Genomic DNA, 19,025 nt, shown 5'->3' with positions numbered 1-19,025 from the left:
GGGCACGCTGACCTCCTAGTTGAATGCGATGAAGGCGGTGGCAGCACCCGCCGCCGGAACCAGAGACCCCAGAGATCCACCATTGGATTCAACTGGTTGTACCGGGATCAGCGGAGCGGATGCCCCTGTGAAAGGGTCCCGCGATGCCACATGAGTTTGGGGTGGAACGGACCCGTCCAGCTGAGCCAGAACGGTCTGGAACCGACCGCGATAGGCCTCGGCCAAAGACGGCGTGCGCGAATGATAGGCCCCGGCGGCGGCGGGCCACGATCCAAGCTCGGCATAGAGGTCTTTGAGAAACCTTGCGGCGTAGGTGGCGTTTTCCTGCGGGTCGAACATCGCGTCGATTGAGCGAAAGGCCTTGCCGTGCCAGCGGTAGTTGATTTGAAAGCACCCGACGTCAAAGATGCGCTTGCCGGCTTTGAAAATCCGGAAAACATAGGTTTTTGCCTCAACCTCGGAGGTGAACCAATAGCCCTGCCCTTCGACATTGATGGTCCAGGGCCAGGGTTGCAGCCGCCCGTCATGGGTGCGCCCCGTCTCAACCCGTGAAATGGCGCGCAGCACGTCCAGTGGTACGCCTTCGGACAGTGCGGCGCGGCGTGCGGCCTGATCGCAGATATCACCCGTTCGGGCATCCGGCATGGCACGCCCGACCTGCGGTATCAGCGCAAGCGTCAGCACAAAGATGATCGAGACGAAACGATGGGGCATTCTGCCGGTCCGGGATTCGGGTCATTCCGGGCCAAGCTAGCCAGTCATCGGTTTACAGAGGGTTATCGCCCCATCATTTTCGGTCGATCCGACGCCCGAACACGACGCTGGTATTGGTTCGCAGAACGCCGGGGATTTTGGCCAGTTCATCGACCAGAATATCCAGATCCTCGATCCGGGGGGCCTCGGCAGACAGCAGCAAGTCAAATTCGCCATTGATCGAAAGGCAGCGTTTGACCTCGGGATAGGCCTCAAGCCGTTTGATGATGCGGGTGGTTTCCTTTTGCTGGACCTCAAGCATCACGATCACCTGCACGCGCGGGGTATCGTCGGTGGCATGCAATTGCACGGAATAGCCCGCAATCACGCCACGCTCTTCCATGCGTTTGATCCGCTCATGCACGGTAGTGCGGGCCACGCCCAGCTTGGCCGCGATATTCGTGGTCGATTCACGGGCATTGTGCTGCAGCGCGGTGATGATGCGGCGGTCGAGCTGATCCATGGGGCCTCCGGCAGGGTCGCTTTGGTTTACGGTAGAAGCGCCCGGAGGCTCAAGGCTTCTGCGCCGAGGGGGCTTTGTCGGATCGCGGCCAGATGACCAGTGCAGCAGCGATGCCCAAGGCAGAAACGCAGGTTGTGGTGGTCATGACCACGGTTGCGCCGAAACGGGTCATCAGCCACCCCGATAGTGGATAAAGGACCAGCCAGCAGGCATGTGATAGGGTGAACTGGGCGGCAAATACGGCGGGTCGGTCCTCGGGCCGGGCCGAGCGGGTCAAAAGGCGGCCCGAGGGGGTCAGGGTCATCGAATAGCCGAAGCCCACGCAGGCCCAGAAGGCCGTGAGCAGCGGTAGGGTGAGTGCTCCGGATGTCATGGCTGCTCCGGCCATGGCAAGTACGCCAAGTGTCGCCCCGGTCAGCATGACCCGACGGTCCTTGAACCGATCTAGCAGAGAGGGAAGTATGAAGGCCGCGATCATCGAGCCGCCGCCGAATCCGGCCAGGGCTATGGCCACGGCGCTTTCGGACAGACCCAGTTCCGCGCGCACAAGGACCACAGTATTGACGATCACCATTGAGCTGAGCGCGGCTGCAGACCAGCTGAGTGCCAGAAGGCCGCGCAAACGTGTTGTCGATAGATAGATGCGGATGCCGCGCGTTGTCCGGTCGTATATTCCGCGTCGCTCTGTGGGTTTGGGCGAGGGCAGAACAACGGACACCACCAGCAGCGCCGAGGCAATAAACCCAGCTCCGGTCCCCCAAAACAGCGTGTCAAAACTGACAAAGACCAACAACGCAGCCGCCAGCATCGGGCTGAGCAGGCTTTCCAGATCATAGGCAAGGCGCGACAAGGACAGCGCGCGCGTGTAGTCCTGCTCATCCGTCAGGACGTCGGGAATAGTGGCCTGAAACGCGGGGGTGAAACCGGCTGAGGCCGATTGCAGGACGAAGATCAGCACATAGACCTGCCAGACCTCGGACACGAAGGGCAGGCACAGGGCGACCGCGGCCCGGATCAGATCCAGCACCACCAGCATCCTGCGCCGGTCGAGCTGTTCTGCAAACGCCGCCGCCAGCGGGGCAATCCCCACATAGGCGACCATCTTGATGGTCAGAGCCGTGCCCAACACCATCCCCGCAGCCTCGCCCGCCAGATCATAGGCCAGAAGGCCCAACGCGATCGTCGCCAGCCCGGTCCCCGTCAACGCAACGACCTGCGCTGCCAGAAGGTGGCGATAGGTGCGATTTTGGAGGACACTGAGCATTGGTCAGAGGTACTTTGTGATGGTTTTGAAATCCTCGATGGCCGATCCGTCCTCGGATGTCAGGCAATGGTCGATGTGATCGTGGATAAGAACCCGCTTGGCATTGGTGATTGCTTTCTCGACCGCAAACAGTTGCTGGGCAACGTCGGAGCAGGGCGCTTGATCTTCGAGCATAGCAATGACTTTTGCCAGATGCCCATGCGCCCGTTTCAGGCGGGCGGTGATTTGCGGGTGCGATTCATGCGTGTGATCAGTCATGGCATATCCTTATCCCCCCCATAAGGATAATATCAAGCCCACAGAGCGACAGAATGCCCAGCTACAGGGTCAGCGTTGAGTTTGCCGGATAAACCGCCTATCTCGGGGTCGAGACCGCACAAAGGAAACCTCTGTGGCAAACCACCTGTATAAAAACGACCTGCCCGACGGGCTGGACCTTGGGCCGATCGTGGCCATTGACTGTGAAACCATGGGGCTGAATCCGCATCGGGATCGCTTGTGCGTGATCCAGATGTCCGGCGGCGACGGCAACAGCCATATCGTTCAGGTTGAAAAAGGGCAGACCGAGGCTCCGAACCTTTGCGCGATGCTGGAAGACGCAGACGTGCTGAAACTGTTCCATTTCGGACGTTTCGATATCGCAGCGATGTACCACGCCTTTGGGGCACTGGCCGCACCGGTCTATTGCACCAAGATCGCCAGCCGCCTTGTGCGCACCTATACCGACCGCCACGGGCTGAAAAACCTGTGTCAGGAGTTGATCGGCGTCGATATCTCGAAGCAACAGCAGATGAGCGATTGGGGGGCCGAGACCCTGTCTGAGGCCCAACTGGAATACGCGGCTTCGGACGTGTTGTACCTGCACCGCCTGCGGGATGAGCTGAACAAGCGGCTGGCTCGCGAAGGCCGGACCGAGATGGCGCAGGCCTGTTTTGACTTCCTGCCGATGCGTGCGAAACTCGACCTCGCAGGCTGGCCCGAAACTGATATTTTTGCGCACTCATGACCGATACCGAAGCATTCCTGAAAACCGCCCGTCAGGTTGTCACCGATGAGGCTCGCGCGCTGGATGTGCTGGCCGAAAGCCTGAACGAGGATTTTGCCGAAGCGGTGCAGCTGATCCTGAAGGCCACCGGTCGCATCATCATCAGCGGTATCGGCAAGTCGGGCCATATCGGCCACAAGATCGCGGCCACATTAGCCTCGACCGGCACGCCCGCCTATTTCGTCCACCCCGCCGAGGCAAGCCACGGTGATCTGGGCATGGTGTCCAAGGATGATGTGGTTCTGGCGATCTCAAACTCCGGTGAAGCGCCCGAGCTGGTCAACCTTCTGGCCTTTACGCGCCGCTTTGGCATTCCGCTGATCGGTCTGTCCAGCAAGCCGGAAAGCACGCTGATGAAACAGGCCGACGTGCATCTGCTGATCCCGTCCATGGGTGAGGCCTGTGGGTTCGGTATGGTGCCCTCGATCTCGACCACGCTGACGTTGGCCATGGGCGATGCGCTGGCGATCGCGCTGATGAAGCACCGTGATTTTAAGCCCGAGGACTTCCGCGCCTTCCACCCAGGCGGCAAACTGGGCGCGCAGCTTTCCACCGTGCGCGACCTCATGCATGCCGATCTGCCCATGGTACGGTCCGGCACATCCATGAGCGAGGCGCTGCTGGTCATGAGCCAGAAGAGCTTTGGCGTGGTGGGTGTGACAGATGATGCGGATCGCCTTTTGGGCATCGTCACCGATGGCGATTTGCGCCGCAATATGGACGGGCTTTTAAACAAGACCACGGATGAGGTCATGACCCGCGATCCTCTGACCATCGCACCCAACGCCATGGCGGAAGAGGCCGTAGGCATCATGAACGACCGCAAGATCACATCGCTTTTCGTAGTTGATCCCGACGCGGATGGGCAGGCGCAGGGTCTGCTGCATATCCACGACTGCCTGCGCGTCGGTCTGGGTTAGGGAGTGAAACTGTGGACCGCTATTCCCGCATGGTTCAGTTCCTCAAGGTGCTGCTGCCTCTGACGGCGATAGTTTTGCTGTCCACCGTTTTCCTTCTGTCGCGCAGCATCGAGACTGATGTCTCAGTGCCCTTCTCGCAGGAGGATATCGAAGATCGCCTGGCCGGGCAGGTCATTACGCAACCCAACTACCGCGGCACCACCAAAAAGGGCGAAGAGGTCCAGATTGAGTCGACCAGGGTGGTCCAAGGGTCCGAGGGCGAAGAGCCGACGGCATCGCTGTTTCGCGGGCGGTTCGGGATGCTGAACGGCGGTGAAATCAAGCTGGACTCCAACTCTGGCCTGATCCGGCCCGACAAGGGGACGGCGACCTTTGTTGGCGATGTGGTGATTACCACCTCGGACGGCATTCAGGTCACGACCGACCTATTGAATACATCGCTGGAAGAAATACGTGGTGACACTCCCGGTCAGGTCGATGGCACCGGCGTCATCGGCACATTCTCTGCCGGTCGCATGCAATTTGGCACTGAAAAAAAGGACGGACCGGTCCATATTCTTTTTACAGACGGCGTGAAGTTGGTATATGAGCCAACAAAAGCAGAAAGATAACCTGTGATCTATTTTCGATTTCTCTTTGTTTGCATGGCTCTGTTGATGAGCCCGGTTTCTGCCATCGCACAGGAAGCGCAGGTTGCATTCGGTTCGGTCAAGGCCGACCCCAGCCTGCCGGTCGAGGTGACCTCGGACTCACTGAACGTAAATCAAGAGGACGGATCGGCCGAGTTTCTCGGCAATGTGATCGTGATTCAGGGGGAAATGCGCCTGTCTGCTGAGCGGGTTCTGGTGATCTACAGTCAGGATCGCTCATCCATCGAACGGATGGAAGCGACCGAGAATGTCGTTCTGGTCAGCCCTCCGGATGCCGCCGAAGGGGATCAGGCGGAATACACCATCGACACCGGTGTGATCGTGATGAAGGGCAACGTGCTGCTGACACAGGGGCCCAGCACGATCAGTGGCGATCAGATGGTTGCGAACCTGACCTCGGGCACTGCAACAATGACAGGCCGCGTTAAAACCATTCTTCAGCAGGGTGGCGGAAACTGATGGCTGCCCCAACATTGTCTGTCGCAGAAGGAAGCGCAGGTCTGCGCATCGACAAACTGCGCAAATCCTATCGGAAAAAAACAGTGATCCGGGATGTGTCCATGACGCTCGACCGGTCCGAGGTCGTAGCACTGCTGGGTCCAAACGGGTCGGGCAAGACCACGACCTTTTACTCAGTCGCGGGGCTGGTTTTTCCCGAAGCAGGGAAAGTCACGATAGACGGACAGAACGTCACGACGCTGCCGATGTATCGGCGCGCGCGTCTTGGGATTGGCTATTTGCCGCAGGAGATGTCGATTTTCCGCGGCATGAGCGTTGAGGACAATATCGCCTCGGTTCTGGATATCACCGTCAAGCACGCCCATCGCAGGAAAGAGCGGTTGGAGGAGCTGCTGTCGGACTTCTCGATTGAACACCTGCGCCGCGCGCCCGCGCTTGCCCTGTCCGGTGGTGAGCGGCGCCGGGTAGAGATCGCGCGCTGTCTGGCCGCCGATCCGAAATATCTGCTGCTCGACGAACCCTTTGCGGGCGTTGACCCGATCAGTGTGGGGGATATCAGGCATCTGGTGGCTGATCTGAAGAAGCGTGGGATCGGCGTGTTGATCACCGATCACAACGTACGCGAAACGCTCGAGATCGTGGATCGCGCCTATATCCTGCATGACGGGCAGGTTCTGATGTCAGGTACACCTGACGAGGTCGTTGAGAACGAAAACGTGCGCCGGGTTTATCTGGGCGAAAACTTCCGTATTTCATAGGGTTGGGCGATTTTTTGCCGGACGCTTCGCGGAAATCGCGTATATACACCTCTGTTTTGATTGACTCTTCCGCCGCCTCTTGTCTCAATTGGGGTATGGCATTTATTCGGTTCCAGTCTGGATCTCGATACCCCTTCGCTGAAGGGCTGGGACGGCAGCAACCGATCAAAATGTCGATATCCCCCACCCGATAAAAACAAGCATGTTGCGTGACGCAACGTCAGAATGGGTGTGAATTGTGAAGGAGATCACATGCGTTACCAAATCAGCGGAAAACAGATCGACATCGGTGCGGCCCTGCAGACCCACGTGCAGACCGAACTGGGCGAAGTTGTTGGCAAATATGCCCAGCGCCCGACCGACGCCAATGTCGTCTTTTCCCGTTCGGCGCATGAATATGTATGCGAAACTACAGTACATTTATCTACCGGCCTGACCGCTCAGGCCAAGGCCCACGCAACCGAGATCTATGCAGCGTTCGAGGCATGCTGTGACAAGATGGAAACACAGTTGCGCCGCTACAAGCGCCGCCTGAAGGACCATCACAAGGATCGTTCTGAGCCTGTTGAACTCTTTGGGGCGTCCTCTTATATCCTCGCCTCTGACGAATCGAACACGGCAGATGAACCCGAATCGCTACAGCCCATGATTGTGGCTGAGATGGAAACAAAGATCCCATCGCTCAGCGTTGGTGAGGCCGTAATGCAAATGGAACTTGCCGGAGCGCCGGTGTTAGTGTTCCGGAATGAGAACAAGGATGGGTTGAATGTCGTGTATCGCCGCGATGACGGCAATATCGGCTGGATTGATCCTTAAACAGGCAAGTTGAGAGAAATCGGCCTTAGCACGCAAAGGCCGCTATGGAGCATGATCATGGAGCTTTCGAGCATTCTCAAGCCCGAAGCAGTACGTGTGTTATCTGCCGCGTCTAGTAAGAAACGGCTGTTTCAGGAAATCGGCGACGTTGCTGCCGGTGCTTTGGATCTGGATACCCAGATCGTCGTGGATTGCCTGCTGGAGCGCGAAAGCCTCGGCCCCACGGGTGTAGGTCATGGCGTGGCATTGCCACATGCGCGGCTGGGCGGGATCGAGTCGGTCTCGGGCGTTTTTGTGATGCTTGAAAAGCCGATCGACTTTAGCGCGGTTGACCGACAGCCGGTGGACATCGCCTTTGCGCTGTTTGCACCTGAAGAGGCGGGTGTGGATCACCTCAAGGCTTTGGCACTGGTGTCGCGCACCCTGCGTGACAGCGCAGTTTGCGCCAAGCTGCGGGCGAACCCCGATCCGGTCAAGCTATACGCGATCTTGACCGAAGCGCAGTCCATGCAAGCCGCTTAAATCTTTGTGAAATAGCAAAAAACCCGCGAAAATCGCGGGCTTTTTGTTATTGGAAGGGGCGCGTCCGTTAGCCGCCGGTTCCCATTTCCAGCGTCCACCAGATCTTGCCACCGTTTTCCTGATGCCACGCAAAACCCATCTGGGTGGCCTGGGGGTCCAGGATTACAGAACGGGGGCCGGGTTCTTGCATCCAGGCAGCCAGTGTCTCGGTTTCCGTCTCATAGGTTTCCGAGATCGCCTCACCCAGGAATGTTCCGAAATAGCCCACGCGTGCCGCACGGTCGATCGGAGAAGAGCCATCCGATCCGAAGTGCCAGGGGCGATTCTGTCGGGCCATATCTTTGGAATGCGTCGCCGCAGCCGCGTTCAACTGAGAGTTCAGTTGCACGGACTGCAAGCCCTGCGCCTGCCGCAGTGCATTCACCGAATCGAGCATGCGGAACTGCAGCTTCTCGGGGTTGCCACGGATTTTGTAAACTGAGGGCAAGGGGCGCCCATCGGCACCCAGCGCCGTGGTCCCCGTGTCGGTACATGCCGCCAAGGCGACAAGGCAAATCAACAGAAAAGAAAAGATACGCGTCATGATCGACCTGATTATTGTGTCGTTAACGGGCATAACGCGCTAGGCTGTCTTGAGCAAACGCACAATGACCATAGCCTGCATGATTCTGCCGGTTTGGTTTGCGACTGAAGCATTCTGGCAATAAAATGGGCCAGATTTTCCATTTCGCCATAACGAAGGACCTTTTGTCATGGTTAAAAAGCACATTCCTCTTTCGACCCGCCGGGGGTTTCTGGCCGGAGCCTCGTCTCTGCTGGCCGCGCCTGCGATCGCGCAGTACATCCCGGGCGACCCGCTGCGACCTGCACCTGAACCCGAAGCGCCGGTCCGGCGCAATGTCTCGGGATTCCGCGCTCAGGACTGGCGGCCTTATTTCTCGAACACCAGAAACGGGGCCATTCTGGTCGATACCACGTCACGAGCGCTGCATTATTGGTCAAATGATCAATCTGTATACAAACTCTACCCCTCTTCGGTTCCGTTGACCGAGGAAATGACCCGTCGCGGGCGCACCAGCGTCATTCGCAAGGTTGAGGGGCCAAGCTGGTCTCCGACGCCGTCGATGAAGAGACGAAACCCCGAATGGCCCGATTACATCCCGCCCGGCCCCGATAACCCATTGGGAACGCACGCTTTGTATCTGGGGTGGAAGTATTACCGCATCCACGGCACCCATGACACGCGCAAGATCGGGCGGAAATCTTCGAACGGCTGCATCGGCCTGTTTAATGAAGACATCGCCGAGCTGTTCTCAATGGCGAAGGTTGGCACGCAAGTGTTGCTAATTTGACGACATTTTCGCTCACCGACTCGATTAATCGGCAAGTTGCAATTGCATTCCAACCGCTTTGCTGATTAGAAAAATATCACGAGGTAAGTCTTAGATGTGCGGTTCCGCGGACTGGAGCCGTGCAGATTCTGGAGGTTAATATGAAAAAACTCGTTCTCGCCGCTGCACTGACCGCTGCTGCTTCGACCGCTTATGCCGGTAACCTGGAAGAGCCGGTTGTTGAGGCACCTGTTGTTGTTGAAGAAACCCAGGGCACGTCGCAGGGCATCATCCTGCCGCTGATCCTGCTGGTTGTAGTTGCCGCAGCTGTTGCAGCAAGCTAATTCGACGAGCAATATCCAGAGAAAAGGCGGTGGAGCTTTCCACCGCCTTTTTTCATGTCCAGTTGTCGGGGCTGGTTAGTCCAGCCAGCCGTTCAGATTGTCTTCGATGATCTTGCCCAAAGCGGCGATATGCGAATCATCGTCATTGAGGCAGGGGATATAGGTGAAGTGTTCACCACCAGCCTCTTCAAAGCTTTCCTTGATCTCTTCGTTGATCTCTTCCAGCGTCTCGATGCAATCAGCCGAGAAGGCCGGTGCAATCACCGCGATGTTCTTTTTGCCTTGTTTCGCCAGATCGGCCACATGGTCGACCGTATAGGGCTTCAACCACTCCTCAGGTCCAAAGCGTGACTGGAAGGTTGAAACCAGCTGATCGTCCGACCAGCCGAGCCGCTCTTTCAGCAATCGTGAGGTCTTGACGCATTGGCAGTGATAGGGATCGCCCTGTTGCAGATAGCGTTCAGGCATCCCGTGGTAGGAGCAGACCAGAACATCAGGCTTGGTCTCCATCTTGGCATAGGCGCGTTCGACGGATTGGGCCAGTGCCTCGATATAGGTGGGTTCGTCGTAATAGGCGGGTACCGTACGGCTGGCGGGTTGCCACGGTTCCTCCATCAGGCAACGGAAGAACTGGTCATTGGCGGTTGCCGTCGTGGCACCGGCATAGTGCGGGTAGAGCGGGAAGAACAGGATACGGTCGCAGCCTTCCGCCACCATGTTCCTGACTTTGGATTTGGTCGACGGATTGCCGTAGCGCATGCAGAAATCGACCATGACCTGATCGCCATAGCGGGCCTGCATCGTATCGCGAAGCTTGGCGGTCTGGTCCTTGGTGATCGTCATCAGCGGGCTTTCACCCTTGTCGTGATTCCAGATCGACTTGTACGCCTCACCCGAGCTAAAGGGGCGCTTGGTCAGGATGATCACCTGCAGAATCGGCTGCCATTTCCATGCCGGATAGTCGATCACTCGGCGGTCTGAGAGGAACTCGTTCAAATAGCGGCGCATTGGCCAATAGCTGTAGTGATCGGGCGTGCCCAAATTGGCCAGCAGGATGCCCACGCGCCCCATTTTAACCTTGGGGTGGTCGGCTGGTGCATGCACGGGGCGTGTGGCGTCAAACATTTGGGTCTTCCTGCATTTTCTAGGTCTGGCCTGAGATAAGGGGAAATGTCCGGTCGTCAATCGGACAGTTTGCCCTCGCTGGTACCAAGGGCTTCGGCAAGGCGCATCCGGGCGGATCCGGGGCGCAGCGGTTTGGGTTGGCTGTCGTCGGGCGACCAGCCGGTTAGGCAGATCAGCTCGAACGTGGCGGGCAGGCGGCCTTGAGACGTTGCGAAATGTTCTGCGTAGATGCTCTGCGCGCGTTCGAACACCTTGCGGCGGGTCGGGGATTTCAATCGGGTGGTCAGCACGTTGGTCTCGGCCATCGCGCGCAGGTCCTGCATCAGATGGGTCAAGTCACGATATTCCGCCGTCATAGGCACCGCATCCGCCACTGGCAGCGCCAACCCCGTGCGTTGCAGCAGAGCGCCTAGATCCCGCAGCTCTCCCATCGGAGCGATTCGGGGGCTGAGGCCACCGGTCACCTCAATCTCGGCCTGCCCGAGGGCCGCACGCAGCTGATGCAGGGTCTCTCCTCCCAGACAGACGGTCAGAAGCAACCCGTCCGGGCGTAAGGCGCGGTGACATTGGATCAGCTGGCCGACCGGGTCATTGGCCCAATGCAGGGCCATCGCATGAACCACCAGATCATGCGTACCGGGCGTAAGCGCCAGCGTTTCCTCATCCGCCACGAGTGTCGCGCTGGGCAGGGCATCCTGCCAGATATGCGCAAACGGGGTCACAATCGCGGGCGCTGTAAAGGTTCTGTTAACCATGCTCAGCCGATCCTGCACCTCGTCGACAGCGGCGCGGTGCAGGAACAGGGCCTCATCCTTAGCCCGCGCGCGGCGGTGGCGCAGGGTGGCTCGGTCGAACAGAGAGGGTGCATTGGACGCAGGCATTTTCATACCCCGCAGGTATCGCATTTGGCCCCGAGTTCAAACAGCGTTGCACCTGATCTATCCCCCGCGATGCATGAGCTGCGGAGAGCTGACCGAATCCGACTTTGGCCTGTGTGCCACATGTTGGCGGGACACGCCGTTCATCGGCGGCACGGTCTGCGACAGTTGCGGCATGCCCGTCCCCGGAGAACGGGACGGCTTTCGGATCGACTGTGACGATTGCAGAAAAACGCCACGCCCTTGGAAGGACGGGCGCGCGGCGTTGCTGTACAAGGGGCGGGCGAAATCCCTGATCCTGGCGTTGAAACATGGCGACCGCCCCGAGCTGGCCAAACCCGCAGCGCGCTGGATGGCGCAGGCGGGCAGAGAGGTTCTGAGGCCCGACATGTTGATCGCGCCGGTTCCGCTGCACTGGTCCCGTCTGGTGAAGCGGCGATACAACCAATCGGCGCTTCTGACGCAGCATCTGGGGCGCGAGACAGGGTTGCAGGTCTGCCCGGACCTGCTGGTGCGAACGGCGCGCACGCCGGTTCTGGACGGCAAAACAGCTGCCCAACGTGCCGAGGCACTGGATGGGGTCATTGCGCCTCATCCCAAACGTTCTGAGCGTATCGAGGGGCGCGATATCCTGTTGGTGGATGACGTGATGACTTCGGGTGCTACGCTGGCAGCCTGTACGCGCGCATGTCTTGCCGCGGGGGCAAATCATATTTTCGTGTTGGTGCTGGCGCGCGTTGCCAAGGATGCCTAATTCGCACAAGATCGTGTGAAACCCGAAGGGATGGATTTATGAAACCTGTTGAAATCTACACATCGCCTCTGTGCGGCTTCTGCCACGCGGCCAAGCGCCTGCTGAAGCAAAAGGGGGTCGAGTTCAAGGAAATCGACGTTCTGATGCATCCCAAGCGCAAGCCCGAGATGATCAAACGTGCCGGCGGCAAACGCACCGTGCCGCAGATCTTCATCGGTCCCGATCACGTTGGCGGCTGTGATGACCTCTATGAGCTCGACCGTCAGGGCAAGCTGGACCGTCTACTGGCGGCGTGATGAAGACTGCTCTGCTGCAAATCACCTCGTCGGACGATCCGGCTGCGAATCTGCAAATGGTGCGCGCCATGATGGCCGAGGCCGCCGAGCAGGGCGCGCAGTTCATCCTGACCCCCGAGGTCACGAATTGCGTGTCCAACAGCACCACCCGGCAGCGCGAAGTGTTGCAGCATGAGGAAGACGACACCACTCTGGCCGGTCTGCGGGCGCAGGCGGCTGAGTTGGGCGTTTGGCTGCTGATCGGATCATTGGGGATCAAGACCCATGAAGCGGATGGCCGCTTTGCCAATCGGTGCTTCATGATCGACCCCAAAGGGCAGATCGTAGCGCGATATGACAAGATCCACATGTTCGATGTGCAAGTGACCGAGACCGAAACTTTCCGCGAATCGGCCAATTACCGCCCCGGCGACAAGGCCGTCATCGCCGAGACGGAGTTTGGCAAGGTCGGCCTGACCATCTGCTATGACGTCCGCTTTCCGCATCTGCATGCCGCTCTGGCGCAGGCCGGGGCGCGGATTTTGACGGTTCCGGCGGCGTTTTCGCACGTCACAGGGGCCGCGCATTGGGAAACGCTGCTGCGGGCCCGCGCGATTGAGACCGGCTGCTGGGTTCTGGCCCCCGCGCAAACCGGCACCCATCCGAAAACGCGGGGCAAAACCCGCCACACCCACGGTCACAGCATGGTCGTCGCCCCTTGGGGAGAGGTTTTGATCGACGCAGGGACCGATCCGGGCATTCACTTTTTCGAATTGAATGATAGTTCTGTGTCCGAGGCGCGCCGTCGCGTGCCCTCATTGACCCATGTGCGGGCATTTGACGGCCCCTGAACCAGAACCGGACCATGACAGACGATACCAATGCCCTTGCGGTCACGCTTTTCAGCGAGATCCTGACCGCCGACCAGCTATTGCGCAACCGGCTGAGCCGGGTGCTGCCCAAGGGCATGGAAATCTCGCATTTCTCGGTGCTGAACCATCTGGCCTATGCCGGTGGAGAACGGACGCCCGCGCAACTCGCCAGCACCTTCCACGTGACCCGAGGGGCGATGACCAACACGTTGGCTAAGCTCGAATGGGCCGGCTACATCCACATCCGCCCCGACTGGGACGACGCCCGCCGCAAGATGGTGGCGATCAGCCCCGCCGGCCGCCGCGCGCGCGATCAGGCGATTTCGTCGATTGCCCCGCTCATTAATCGTGTGGTCGGAGAGCTGGGGTTGGAGCGTGTCCGGAGCACGTTGCCGGTGCTGCGAGATTTGCGGTTGCAGTTGGAAGGGGAGTAGCGGCAAAGAAGCGTTACTCTGCACCACTGATGGATTCTTGAGGGCGCGAGAGGACCTTGCTCAAGTCTGCAGGTTCATATCTTTCGCGAATGGGGCAACCTTTAACTCTCAGCAGAGAATATACGCCAAAATTCCGCCATAGGAATTCGCACGCTAGGCATACAACCATCGACATTGGTTTCAACAGCATGATGACAATATGCGCCTATACCAGCCCGGTTGTCGGAATTGGAGCTCCGGCGTTCTCTTTGATCGCAAGCATGAACACACCAATCGCAATGAGCGCAAAAAAGATGCACGCTAAGCCCAACACGCTTCCTACAAGCGGATTTCGATCATAGAGCGGAAGGAACCACCCAATTGTCCAGTTGCTGATCGGTTGCATATTTGTGCTGAATCTACCCTGGTTTCACACTTGCCGTCACATAATTCACGCTCAAATCTCGGTCCGAGATCGACCAGCTCCACAGGATCGGGTTGAAGACAAAGCCCTTGCGGTCCACCGGCTCCAGTCCGGCTTGGCGCAACAGGTCGAATAGCTCATCGGGGGTAATGAACTTGTTCCACTCATGCGTACCGCGTGGCAGCCAGCGCATGACAACCTCGGCCCCGAAGATGGCCATGGCATAGGATTTCGGGTTGCGGTTGATGGTCGAGCAAATCTCGAGCCCGCCGGGTTTCAGCAATTGTTGCGTGGCGGTCAGGTAGCTAAGCGGGTCGGCGACATGTTCAACCACTTCCATGTTCAGCACCACGTCGAACTGCTCGCCTGCGGCGGCCATGTCCTCGGCGGTGGTGTGGCGATAATCGATCTCAAGCCCCGATTGCTCGGCATGGATGCGGGCGACGGGCAGGTTGCCCGCAGCAGCGTCGGCCCCCACGACCTCGGCCCCAAGGCGGGCCATGGGTTCGCTCAGCAGCCCTCCACCGCAGCCGATATCCAGAAGGCGCAGGCCTTCGAACGGTTTCGCAGCCTTCAGATCACGGTCAAATTCCCCGGCTATCTGCTGCGTGATATAATCCAGACGGCACGGATTCAGCATGTGCAGAGGTTTGAATTTCCCATGCGGGTCCCACCATTCCGCTGCCATCGCCTCAAATTTAGCGATCTCGGATGGGTCGACCGTGTTCGGATGCGCTTGCATTCCTGTCTCCGTATGCTCTTTTAAGTCTTAAGGACTATATAGGGCCATAATGGACAAGTACCCGGACCAAAAGCGCGCAGTGCAATATCTCTACCCGCCGATCGATCCTTTTGATCAGCGGTTGGTCAGTGTGGGCGATGGGCACCAGATTTATATGGAGCAAAGTGGCAATCCCGACGGGGTGCCGGTGGTTGTGCTGCATGGGGGGCCGGGCGGTGGCTGCAGCCCAGCGATGCGGCGGTACTTTGATCCACGCGTCTTCCGGGTGATTCTGTTTGATCAGCGCGGCTGTGGGAAATCGCGGCCTCATGCTTCGGTCGAGGACAACACGACGTGGCATCTGGTCGAGGATATTGAGCGGCTGCGGTCGCTACTGGATATCGACGAATGGACGGTGTTTGGCGGCAGCTGGGGCGCGACTCTGGCGTTGATCTACGCGCAGGCGCACCCGGATCGGGTCAGCCGTCTGGTTCTGCGTGGGGTGTTTCTTGCGACGCAGGCCGAGCTGGATTGGTTCTATGGCGGCGGCGCGGGGAAGTTCTGGCCCGAGCAGTGGACAAAATTCACCGCCCTGCTGTCCGAGGAAGAACTGTCGGACACGATTGCGGCCTACAACAAACGCCTGTTCTCGGGCGACCGGGCAACCGAGGTTCTCTACGGGCGCGCTTGGTCGGCGTGGGAGAACGCCCTGGCGTCGATCCATTCGAACGGATCGACCGGTGAAAGCCCCGGTGAATATGCGCGGGCCTTTGCGCGGCTCGAGAACCACTATTTCACCAACAGTGCCTTTCTACAGAAGGACGGGCAGATTCTGGATCAGATGGATCGCATCGCGCATATACCCGGACATATCGTGCAGGGGCGCTATGACATGATCTGCCCGCCTCAGGCGGCTTGGTCTTTGGCCGAGCGTTGGCCCAATGTCGAACTGAAGATGGTTCGCCATGCAGGCCACGCCCTGTCGGAACCCGGAATAAGTGCCGAGCTGGTCCGAATCATGGACCGCGTGGCCGAGGGGGTCGCATGACCCGGATGGACCGCCGTGCTTTGTTTGCATCGGGTGCCGCCGCTGCGTTGCTTGCGGCCACGGGGGCGTCTTTGGCCGATACTCCGAAGAAAGGTGGCGCGCTGCGGCTGGCAGTTCCGCGCGATGACAGTTTGGAGCAGCTGGCCCGTGGGGCCGTGTTCGATACCCTGACCGAGATCGCACCGGATGGCACATTGAGTGGGGAGTTGGCGACAGGATGGCAGACGGAAGACAACGCGCGCATCTGGCGGTTTGATCTACGCCAAGACGTATCGTTCCACGATGAAACGGCGTTGCACGCCGATGATGTTGTGGCCATGCTGGCCGAACTTGGTCAGGCCGAGGCCCTGGCTGCCGATCACGTGCGGCTGGAACTGGTCGAAGCCAATCCCGGTCTTCCCTTCCTGCTGGCCAATAGCCGCTTTGTCGTAACCCGCGATGGGCAGACGGTGACGCCTTTGCATGTGGCCAACGGGACCGGATGCTACCGGGTCGAGCGGGCCGAGGATGGGCGTCATTTCTTGGGCCGCAAAGTTGCCGGGCATTACAAGGATGGTCAGGCCGGTTGGGCTGATACAGTGGAAATCATCGTGATCCCTGATGCACGCGTCCGCGCTGAAGCCTTGCGTGACGGATATGTGGACATTGCCGCCCTGCCCGAAAGGGGCGATCTGAAATCCCAGCGGGGGCTGCGCTATTACCCCAGCGAATCGGATATGGCGCTGGCGGTGGCGGCTCAGGTCGGGATGCCGAGGCAGATCGGCAAAGCGACGCTGGATGACGGCCGTATCGCCGAACGTTGGTGGTTGGCGTAAATCCGATCACGAATTGCGCCGGGGGTTGCAGACTCGGGAACTCCTGCGTATATGCAGTTGCAACAGCGGCGCGTTGGACTTCTGGTCCAAGGCTCCACCGGAAAATTCGACGGGCCGCGCGCCCGTTTTTTTGTGCCCGATCGATAGGGTAGAGAACCTGATGACAAACGACCTGATAGCCAAAGCGGCCATTGACCGGCGACTGGCCGAGATCATCACCCCCGTGATTGAAGATCTGGGGTATGAACTCGTCCGCGTCCGTTTGATGAGCGGCAAGCAAACCACGCTGCAGATCATGGCCGACAAGCCCGATGGCGGTATCGAAGTGGATGACTGCGCCGAGATTTCCAACGCGGTCAGCGCCACGCTGGATGTCGAGGACCCGATCCTCGATGCATATACGCTTGAGGTCTCAAGCCCCGGTATTGATCGCCCTCTGACCCGTCTCAAGGACTTTGAAAATTTCGAAGGGTATGAGGCCAAGATCGAAACTGCCGAGCTGATCGACGGTCGCCGCCGCTTCAAGGGTGAATTGGCCGGGATCGAAGGGGATGAGGTTCTGATCAACATCCCCGAGGGGTCTGAGACGATCACCATCGGTCTGCAATTCGACTGGCTGAGCGACGCCAAGCTGGTCCTGACCGATGACCTGATCAAGGAAATGCTGCGCCAGCGCAAAGACGCCGGTGCCCTGAACGAAAACGCTTTCGACGAGATTGAGACCGAAGGGTCCGAAGAGGAGACGAACTGATGGCAATCACCTCAGCCAACCAGCTGGAGCTGCTGCAGACCGCCGAGGCCGTGGCCCGCGAAAAGATGATCGACCCCGGTCTGGTTGTCGAAGCGATGGAGGAATCGCTCGCCCGTGCCGCCAAGAGCCGCTACGGCGCGGAAATGGACATTCGTGTCTCCATCGACCGCAAGACCGGCAAGGCGACCTTTACCCGCGTCCGCACCGTGGTCGAGGATGAAGAGCTTGAGAACTACCAGGCCGAGATGACCGTCGAGCAGGCACGTCAGTACATGGAATCGCCCGAGGTTGGCGACGTCTTCGTGGAAGAAGTTCCTCCGGTTGAAATGGGCCGTATTGCTGCGCAATCCGCCAAGCAGGTGATCCTGCAGAAGGTCCGCGAGGCCGAGCGTGATCGTCAGTACGAAGAATTTAAGGATCGTGCTGGCACCATCATCAACGGTGCGGTCAAGCGCGAGGAATTCGGCAATGTCATCGTCGATCTGGGCGGTGCCGAGGCCGTTCTGCGCCGCAATGACAAGATCGGTCGCGAAAGCTATCGCCCGAATGACCGCGTGCGCGCTTACATCAAAGAGGTTCGCCGCGAGGTTCGTGGCCACCAGATCTTCCTGTCGCGCACCGCGCCGGAATTCATGGCCGAGCTGTTCAAAATGGAAGTGCCGGAAATCTATGACGGCATCATCGAGGTCAAGGCCGTAGCCCGTGACCCCGGCTCGCGCGCCAAGATTGCCGTGATTTCTTATGACGGCTCGATTGACCCCGTCGGCGCTTGCGTTGGTATGCGCGGCAGCCGCGTGCAGGCCGTTGTGAACGAGCTGCAGGGCGAAAAGATCGACATCATCCCGTGGAACGAAGATCAGCCGACTTTCCTTGTCAACGCTCTGCAGCCCGCCGAAGTTTCAAAGGTGGTTCTGGACGAAGAAGCCGGCAAGATCGAAGTGGTTGTCCCTGAAGAGCAGCTTTCGCTTGCAATCGGTCGTCGTGGTCAGAATGTGCGTCTGGCCAGCCAGCTGACCAACCTGGACATCGACATCATGACCGAAGCCGAGGAATCGGCGCGTCGTCAGAAAGAATTCGAAGCCCGCACCCAGCTGTTCATGGACAGCTTGGATTTGGACGAATTCTTCGCGCAGCTGCTGGTTTCCGAAGGCTTCACTAACCTCGAAGAGGTTGCCTATGTTGAACTGGACGAACTGCTGGTCATCGACGGTGTCGACGAAGGCACCGCGCAGGAACTGCAGGCCCGTGCCCGCGATTTCCTTGAGGCTCAGGCCAAAGCCGCGTTGGATGCCGCGCGCGCTCTGGGTGCCGAGGACAGCCTTATTGAATTCGAAGGCCTGACACCCCAGATGGTAGAAGCGCTGGCCAAGGATGAGGTGAAGACTCTTGAAGACTTTGCAACCTGTGCCGACTGGGAACTGGCCGGTGGCTGGACCACGGTCGATGGTGAGCGTATCAAGGATGACGGTGTGCTTGAGCCGTTCGGCGTAACGTTGGAAGAGGCGCAGGATCTGGTCATGACTGCTCGTATCATGTTGGGCTGGGTTGATCCGGCCGAGCTGGAGCAGGCAGAAGAAGACGTTGAAGCCGAAGAGGAGGCTGAGGCCTGATCTCAGGGCCTCGG

The 19,025-nt window shown here is 59.1% G+C and carries 25 protein-coding genes; 17 read left to right on the top strand and 8 right to left on the bottom strand.

What is annotated here, in order from left to right:
• Window positions 1-15: 15 nt before the first annotated feature.
• The 4 genes from ACR0C3_RS18100 to ACR0C3_RS18085 form a co-directional block, all read right to left on the bottom strand.
• Window positions 16-714, bottom strand: coding sequence for a lytic transglycosylase domain-containing protein (locus ACR0C3_RS18100; RefSeq protein WP_480759776.1), 699 nt, complete (start codon window positions 712-714; stop codon window positions 16-18).
• A gap of 73 nt (window positions 715-787) precedes the next feature.
• The gene (locus ACR0C3_RS18095; protein ID WP_170379949.1) at window positions 788-1,216 is read right to left on the bottom strand and encodes an Lrp/AsnC family transcriptional regulator; all 429 of its coding nucleotides are present in this window, start codon (window positions 1,214-1,216) and stop codon (window positions 788-790) included.
• Window positions 1,217-1,265: 49 nt separating this feature from the next.
• A complete protein-coding gene (locus ACR0C3_RS18090) occupies window positions 1,266-2,480 on the bottom strand; it encodes an MFS transporter (RefSeq protein WP_480759774.1) in 1,215 nt (404 codons plus the stop codon).
• A gap of 3 nt (window positions 2,481-2,483) precedes the next feature.
• Complete coding sequence (locus tag ACR0C3_RS18085) at window positions 2,484-2,738, bottom strand: metal-sensing transcriptional repressor (RefSeq protein ID WP_170667943.1); 255 nt, start codon at window positions 2,736-2,738, stop codon at window positions 2,484-2,486.
• 133 nt (window positions 2,739-2,871) lie between these two features.
• Here ACR0C3_RS18085 and ACR0C3_RS18080 point away from each other — a divergent pair, with 133 nt between their 5' ends.
• The 7 genes from ACR0C3_RS18080 (at window position 2,872) to ACR0C3_RS18050 (ending at window position 7,650) form a co-directional block, all read left to right on the top strand.
• Window positions 2,872-3,486 (top strand): ribonuclease D, encoded by a 615-nt coding sequence (locus tag ACR0C3_RS18080; protein WP_170641863.1) that lies wholly within the window; start codon window positions 2,872-2,874, stop codon window positions 3,484-3,486.
• Complete coding sequence (locus ACR0C3_RS18075; protein ID WP_480759773.1) at window positions 3,483-4,445, top strand: KpsF/GutQ family sugar-phosphate isomerase; 963 nt, start codon at window positions 3,483-3,485, stop codon at window positions 4,443-4,445. The genes ACR0C3_RS18080 and ACR0C3_RS18075 overlap by 4 nt, the downstream gene beginning before the upstream one ends.
• Before the next feature lie 11 nt (window positions 4,446-4,456).
• The gene (locus ACR0C3_RS18070; protein WP_480759772.1) at window positions 4,457-5,056 is read left to right on the top strand and encodes an LPS export ABC transporter periplasmic protein LptC; all 600 of its coding nucleotides are present in this window, start codon (window positions 4,457-4,459) and stop codon (window positions 5,054-5,056) included.
• 45 nt (window positions 5,057-5,101) lie between these two features.
• On the top strand, window positions 5,102-5,554 hold the full coding sequence (locus tag ACR0C3_RS18065; RefSeq protein ID WP_480669437.1) for an LptA/OstA family protein: 453 nt from the start codon (window positions 5,102-5,104) through the stop codon (window positions 5,552-5,554).
• Complete coding sequence (gene lptB, locus ACR0C3_RS18060) at window positions 5,554-6,312, top strand: LPS export ABC transporter ATP-binding protein (protein ID WP_170679238.1); 759 nt, start codon at window positions 5,554-5,556, stop codon at window positions 6,310-6,312. The genes ACR0C3_RS18065 and lptB overlap by 1 nt, the downstream gene beginning before the upstream one ends.
• Before the next feature lie 252 nt (window positions 6,313-6,564).
• A complete protein-coding gene (gene hpf / locus ACR0C3_RS18055; protein WP_170379957.1) occupies window positions 6,565-7,128 on the top strand; it encodes a ribosome hibernation-promoting factor, HPF/YfiA family in 564 nt (187 codons plus the stop codon).
• 57 nt (window positions 7,129-7,185) lie between these two features.
• Window positions 7,186-7,650 carry a PTS sugar transporter subunit IIA gene (locus tag ACR0C3_RS18050; protein WP_475217289.1) on the top strand — a complete coding sequence of 155 codons (465 nt, stop codon included), beginning with the start codon at window positions 7,186-7,188 and terminating at the stop codon, window positions 7,648-7,650.
• A gap of 67 nt (window positions 7,651-7,717) precedes the next feature.
• Here the strand turns inward: ACR0C3_RS18050 and dalA are convergent, their stop codons facing one another.
• Entirely contained in the window at window positions 7,718-8,233 is a 516-nt protein-coding gene (dalA, locus tag ACR0C3_RS18045) for a divisome-associated lipoprotein DalA (protein ID WP_209252808.1), read from the bottom strand.
• A gap of 169 nt (window positions 8,234-8,402) precedes the next feature.
• Here dalA and ACR0C3_RS18040 point away from each other — a divergent pair, with 169 nt between their 5' ends.
• Entirely contained in the window at window positions 8,403-9,002 is a 600-nt protein-coding gene (locus ACR0C3_RS18040; RefSeq protein WP_170470964.1) for a L,D-transpeptidase, read from the top strand.
• A 140-nt stretch (window positions 9,003-9,142) separates the two neighbouring features.
• A complete protein-coding gene (locus tag ACR0C3_RS18035; RefSeq protein ID WP_170379961.1) occupies window positions 9,143-9,325 on the top strand; it encodes a hypothetical protein in 183 nt (60 codons plus the stop codon).
• Between the two features lie 75 nt (window positions 9,326-9,400).
• Here the strand turns inward: ACR0C3_RS18035 and hemH are convergent, their stop codons facing one another.
• On the bottom strand, window positions 9,401-10,450 hold the full coding sequence (hemH, locus tag ACR0C3_RS18030) for a ferrochelatase (RefSeq protein ID WP_480759770.1): 1,050 nt from the start codon (window positions 10,448-10,450) through the stop codon (window positions 9,401-9,403).
• A gap of 56 nt (window positions 10,451-10,506) precedes the next feature.
• Window positions 10,507-11,337, bottom strand: a complete 831-nt coding sequence (locus tag ACR0C3_RS18025; protein ID WP_480759768.1) for a class I SAM-dependent methyltransferase — start codon at window positions 11,335-11,337, stop codon at window positions 10,507-10,509.
• Between ACR0C3_RS18025 and ACR0C3_RS18020 the strand changes: the two genes are divergently transcribed.
• Genes ACR0C3_RS18020 through ACR0C3_RS18005 form a run of 4 tightly spaced genes read left to right on the top strand, consistent with a single transcriptional unit; the run spans window position 11,318 to window position 13,663 of the window.
• Window positions 11,318-12,082, top strand: coding sequence for a double zinc ribbon domain-containing protein (locus ACR0C3_RS18020; protein WP_480759767.1), 765 nt, complete (start codon window positions 11,318-11,320; stop codon window positions 12,080-12,082). The two genes, ACR0C3_RS18025 and ACR0C3_RS18020, sit on opposite strands and share 20 nt — an antisense overlap.
• A 38-nt stretch (window positions 12,083-12,120) precedes the next feature.
• The gene (gene grxC / locus ACR0C3_RS18015; RefSeq protein ID WP_170379965.1) at window positions 12,121-12,378 is read left to right on the top strand and encodes a glutaredoxin 3; all 258 of its coding nucleotides are present in this window, start codon (window positions 12,121-12,123) and stop codon (window positions 12,376-12,378) included.
• Window positions 12,378-13,208, top strand: a complete 831-nt coding sequence (locus ACR0C3_RS18010) for a carbon-nitrogen hydrolase family protein (protein ID WP_480759766.1) — start codon at window positions 12,378-12,380, stop codon at window positions 13,206-13,208. Before grxC ends, ACR0C3_RS18010 begins: the two co-directional genes overlap by 1 nt.
• A 14-nt stretch (window positions 13,209-13,222) precedes the next feature.
• Window positions 13,223-13,663 (top strand): MarR family winged helix-turn-helix transcriptional regulator, encoded by a 441-nt coding sequence (locus tag ACR0C3_RS18005; protein ID WP_170379967.1) that lies wholly within the window; start codon window positions 13,223-13,225, stop codon window positions 13,661-13,663.
• 398 nt (window positions 13,664-14,061) lie between these two features.
• Here ACR0C3_RS18005 and ubiG read toward each other — a convergent pair whose 3' ends face one another.
• Window positions 14,062-14,808 (bottom strand): bifunctional 2-polyprenyl-6-hydroxyphenol methylase/3-demethylubiquinol 3-O-methyltransferase UbiG, encoded by a 747-nt coding sequence (ubiG, locus tag ACR0C3_RS18000; protein ID WP_480759764.1) that lies wholly within the window; start codon window positions 14,806-14,808, stop codon window positions 14,062-14,064.
• 49 nt (window positions 14,809-14,857) lie between these two features.
• On the opposite strand from ubiG, the gene pip reads away from it, so the two are divergent.
• From pip to nusA, 4 genes are all read left to right on the top strand, one after another.
• On the top strand, window positions 14,858-15,835 hold the full coding sequence (pip, locus tag ACR0C3_RS17995; protein WP_480759763.1) for a prolyl aminopeptidase: 978 nt from the start codon (window positions 14,858-14,860) through the stop codon (window positions 15,833-15,835).
• Window positions 15,832-16,650 (top strand): ABC transporter substrate-binding protein, encoded by an 819-nt coding sequence (locus ACR0C3_RS17990; protein ID WP_480759761.1) that lies wholly within the window; start codon window positions 15,832-15,834, stop codon window positions 16,648-16,650. Before pip ends, ACR0C3_RS17990 begins: the two co-directional genes overlap by 4 nt.
• A 160-nt stretch (window positions 16,651-16,810) precedes the next feature.
• Window positions 16,811-17,401 carry a ribosome maturation factor RimP gene (rimP, locus tag ACR0C3_RS17985; RefSeq protein WP_170379971.1) on the top strand — a complete coding sequence of 197 codons (591 nt, stop codon included), beginning with the start codon at window positions 16,811-16,813 and terminating at the stop codon, window positions 17,399-17,401.
• Entirely contained in the window at window positions 17,401-19,011 is a 1,611-nt protein-coding gene (nusA, locus tag ACR0C3_RS17980; RefSeq protein ID WP_480759759.1) for a transcription termination factor NusA, read from the top strand. The genes rimP and nusA overlap by 1 nt, the downstream gene beginning before the upstream one ends.
• The last annotated feature ends 14 nt before the right edge of the window (window positions 19,012-19,025 follow it).

The sequence above is a fragment of the Ruegeria sp. CK3 genome (assembly GCF_056536565.1).
This window is presented reverse-complemented; position numbering and strand designations above follow the sequence as displayed.

What these genes read in the sequence shown, in the direction of transcription:
- ACR0C3_RS18100 (WP_480759776.1), bottom strand. Translation starts at nt 714, where the DNA reads ATGCCCCATCGTTTCGTCTCGATCATCTTTGTGCTGACGCTTGCGCTG.
- ACR0C3_RS18095 (WP_170379949.1), bottom strand. Translation starts at nt 1,216, where the DNA reads ATGGATCAGCTCGACCGCCGCATCATCACCGCGCTGCAGCACAATGCC.
- ACR0C3_RS18090 (WP_480759774.1), bottom strand. Translation starts at nt 2,480, where the DNA reads ATGCTCAGTGTCCTCCAAAATCGCACCTATCGCCACCTTCTGGCAGCG.
- ACR0C3_RS18085 (WP_170667943.1), bottom strand. Translation starts at nt 2,738, where the DNA reads ATGACTGATCACACGCATGAATCGCACCCGCAAATCACCGCCCGCCTG.
- ACR0C3_RS18075 (WP_480759773.1), top strand. Translation starts at nt 3,483, where the DNA reads ATGACCGATACCGAAGCATTCCTGAAAACCGCCCGTCAGGTTGTCACC.
- ACR0C3_RS18065 (WP_480669437.1), top strand. Translation starts at nt 5,102, where the DNA reads ATGAGCCCGGTTTCTGCCATCGCACAGGAAGCGCAGGTTGCATTCGGT.
- lptB (WP_170679238.1), top strand. Translation starts at nt 5,554, where the DNA reads ATGGCTGCCCCAACATTGTCTGTCGCAGAAGGAAGCGCAGGTCTGCGC.
- hpf (WP_170379957.1), top strand. Translation starts at nt 6,565, where the DNA reads ATGCGTTACCAAATCAGCGGAAAACAGATCGACATCGGTGCGGCCCTG.
- ACR0C3_RS18050 (WP_475217289.1), top strand. Translation starts at nt 7,186, where the DNA reads ATGGAGCTTTCGAGCATTCTCAAGCCCGAAGCAGTACGTGTGTTATCT.
- dalA (WP_209252808.1), bottom strand. Translation starts at nt 8,233, where the DNA reads ATGACGCGTATCTTTTCTTTTCTGTTGATTTGCCTTGTCGCCTTGGCG.
- ACR0C3_RS18040 (WP_170470964.1), top strand. Translation starts at nt 8,403, where the DNA reads ATGGTTAAAAAGCACATTCCTCTTTCGACCCGCCGGGGGTTTCTGGCC.
- ACR0C3_RS18035 (WP_170379961.1), top strand. Translation starts at nt 9,143, where the DNA reads ATGAAAAAACTCGTTCTCGCCGCTGCACTGACCGCTGCTGCTTCGACC.
- hemH (WP_480759770.1), bottom strand. Translation starts at nt 10,450, where the DNA reads ATGTTTGACGCCACACGCCCCGTGCATGCACCAGCCGACCACCCCAAG.
- ACR0C3_RS18025 (WP_480759768.1), bottom strand. Translation starts at nt 11,337, where the DNA reads ATGAAAATGCCTGCGTCCAATGCACCCTCTCTGTTCGACCGAGCCACC.
- grxC (WP_170379965.1), top strand. Translation starts at nt 12,121, where the DNA reads ATGAAACCTGTTGAAATCTACACATCGCCTCTGTGCGGCTTCTGCCAC.
- ACR0C3_RS18010 (WP_480759766.1), top strand. Translation starts at nt 12,378, where the DNA reads ATGAAGACTGCTCTGCTGCAAATCACCTCGTCGGACGATCCGGCTGCG.
- ACR0C3_RS18005 (WP_170379967.1), top strand. Translation starts at nt 13,223, where the DNA reads ATGACAGACGATACCAATGCCCTTGCGGTCACGCTTTTCAGCGAGATC.
- ubiG (WP_480759764.1), bottom strand. Translation starts at nt 14,808, where the DNA reads ATGCAAGCGCATCCGAACACGGTCGACCCATCCGAGATCGCTAAATTT.
- pip (WP_480759763.1), top strand. Translation starts at nt 14,858, where the DNA reads ATGGACAAGTACCCGGACCAAAAGCGCGCAGTGCAATATCTCTACCCG.
- ACR0C3_RS17990 (WP_480759761.1), top strand. Translation starts at nt 15,832, where the DNA reads ATGACCCGGATGGACCGCCGTGCTTTGTTTGCATCGGGTGCCGCCGCT.
- rimP (WP_170379971.1), top strand. Translation starts at nt 16,811, where the DNA reads ATGACAAACGACCTGATAGCCAAAGCGGCCATTGACCGGCGACTGGCC.
- nusA (WP_480759759.1), top strand. Translation starts at nt 17,401, where the DNA reads ATGGCAATCACCTCAGCCAACCAGCTGGAGCTGCTGCAGACCGCCGAG.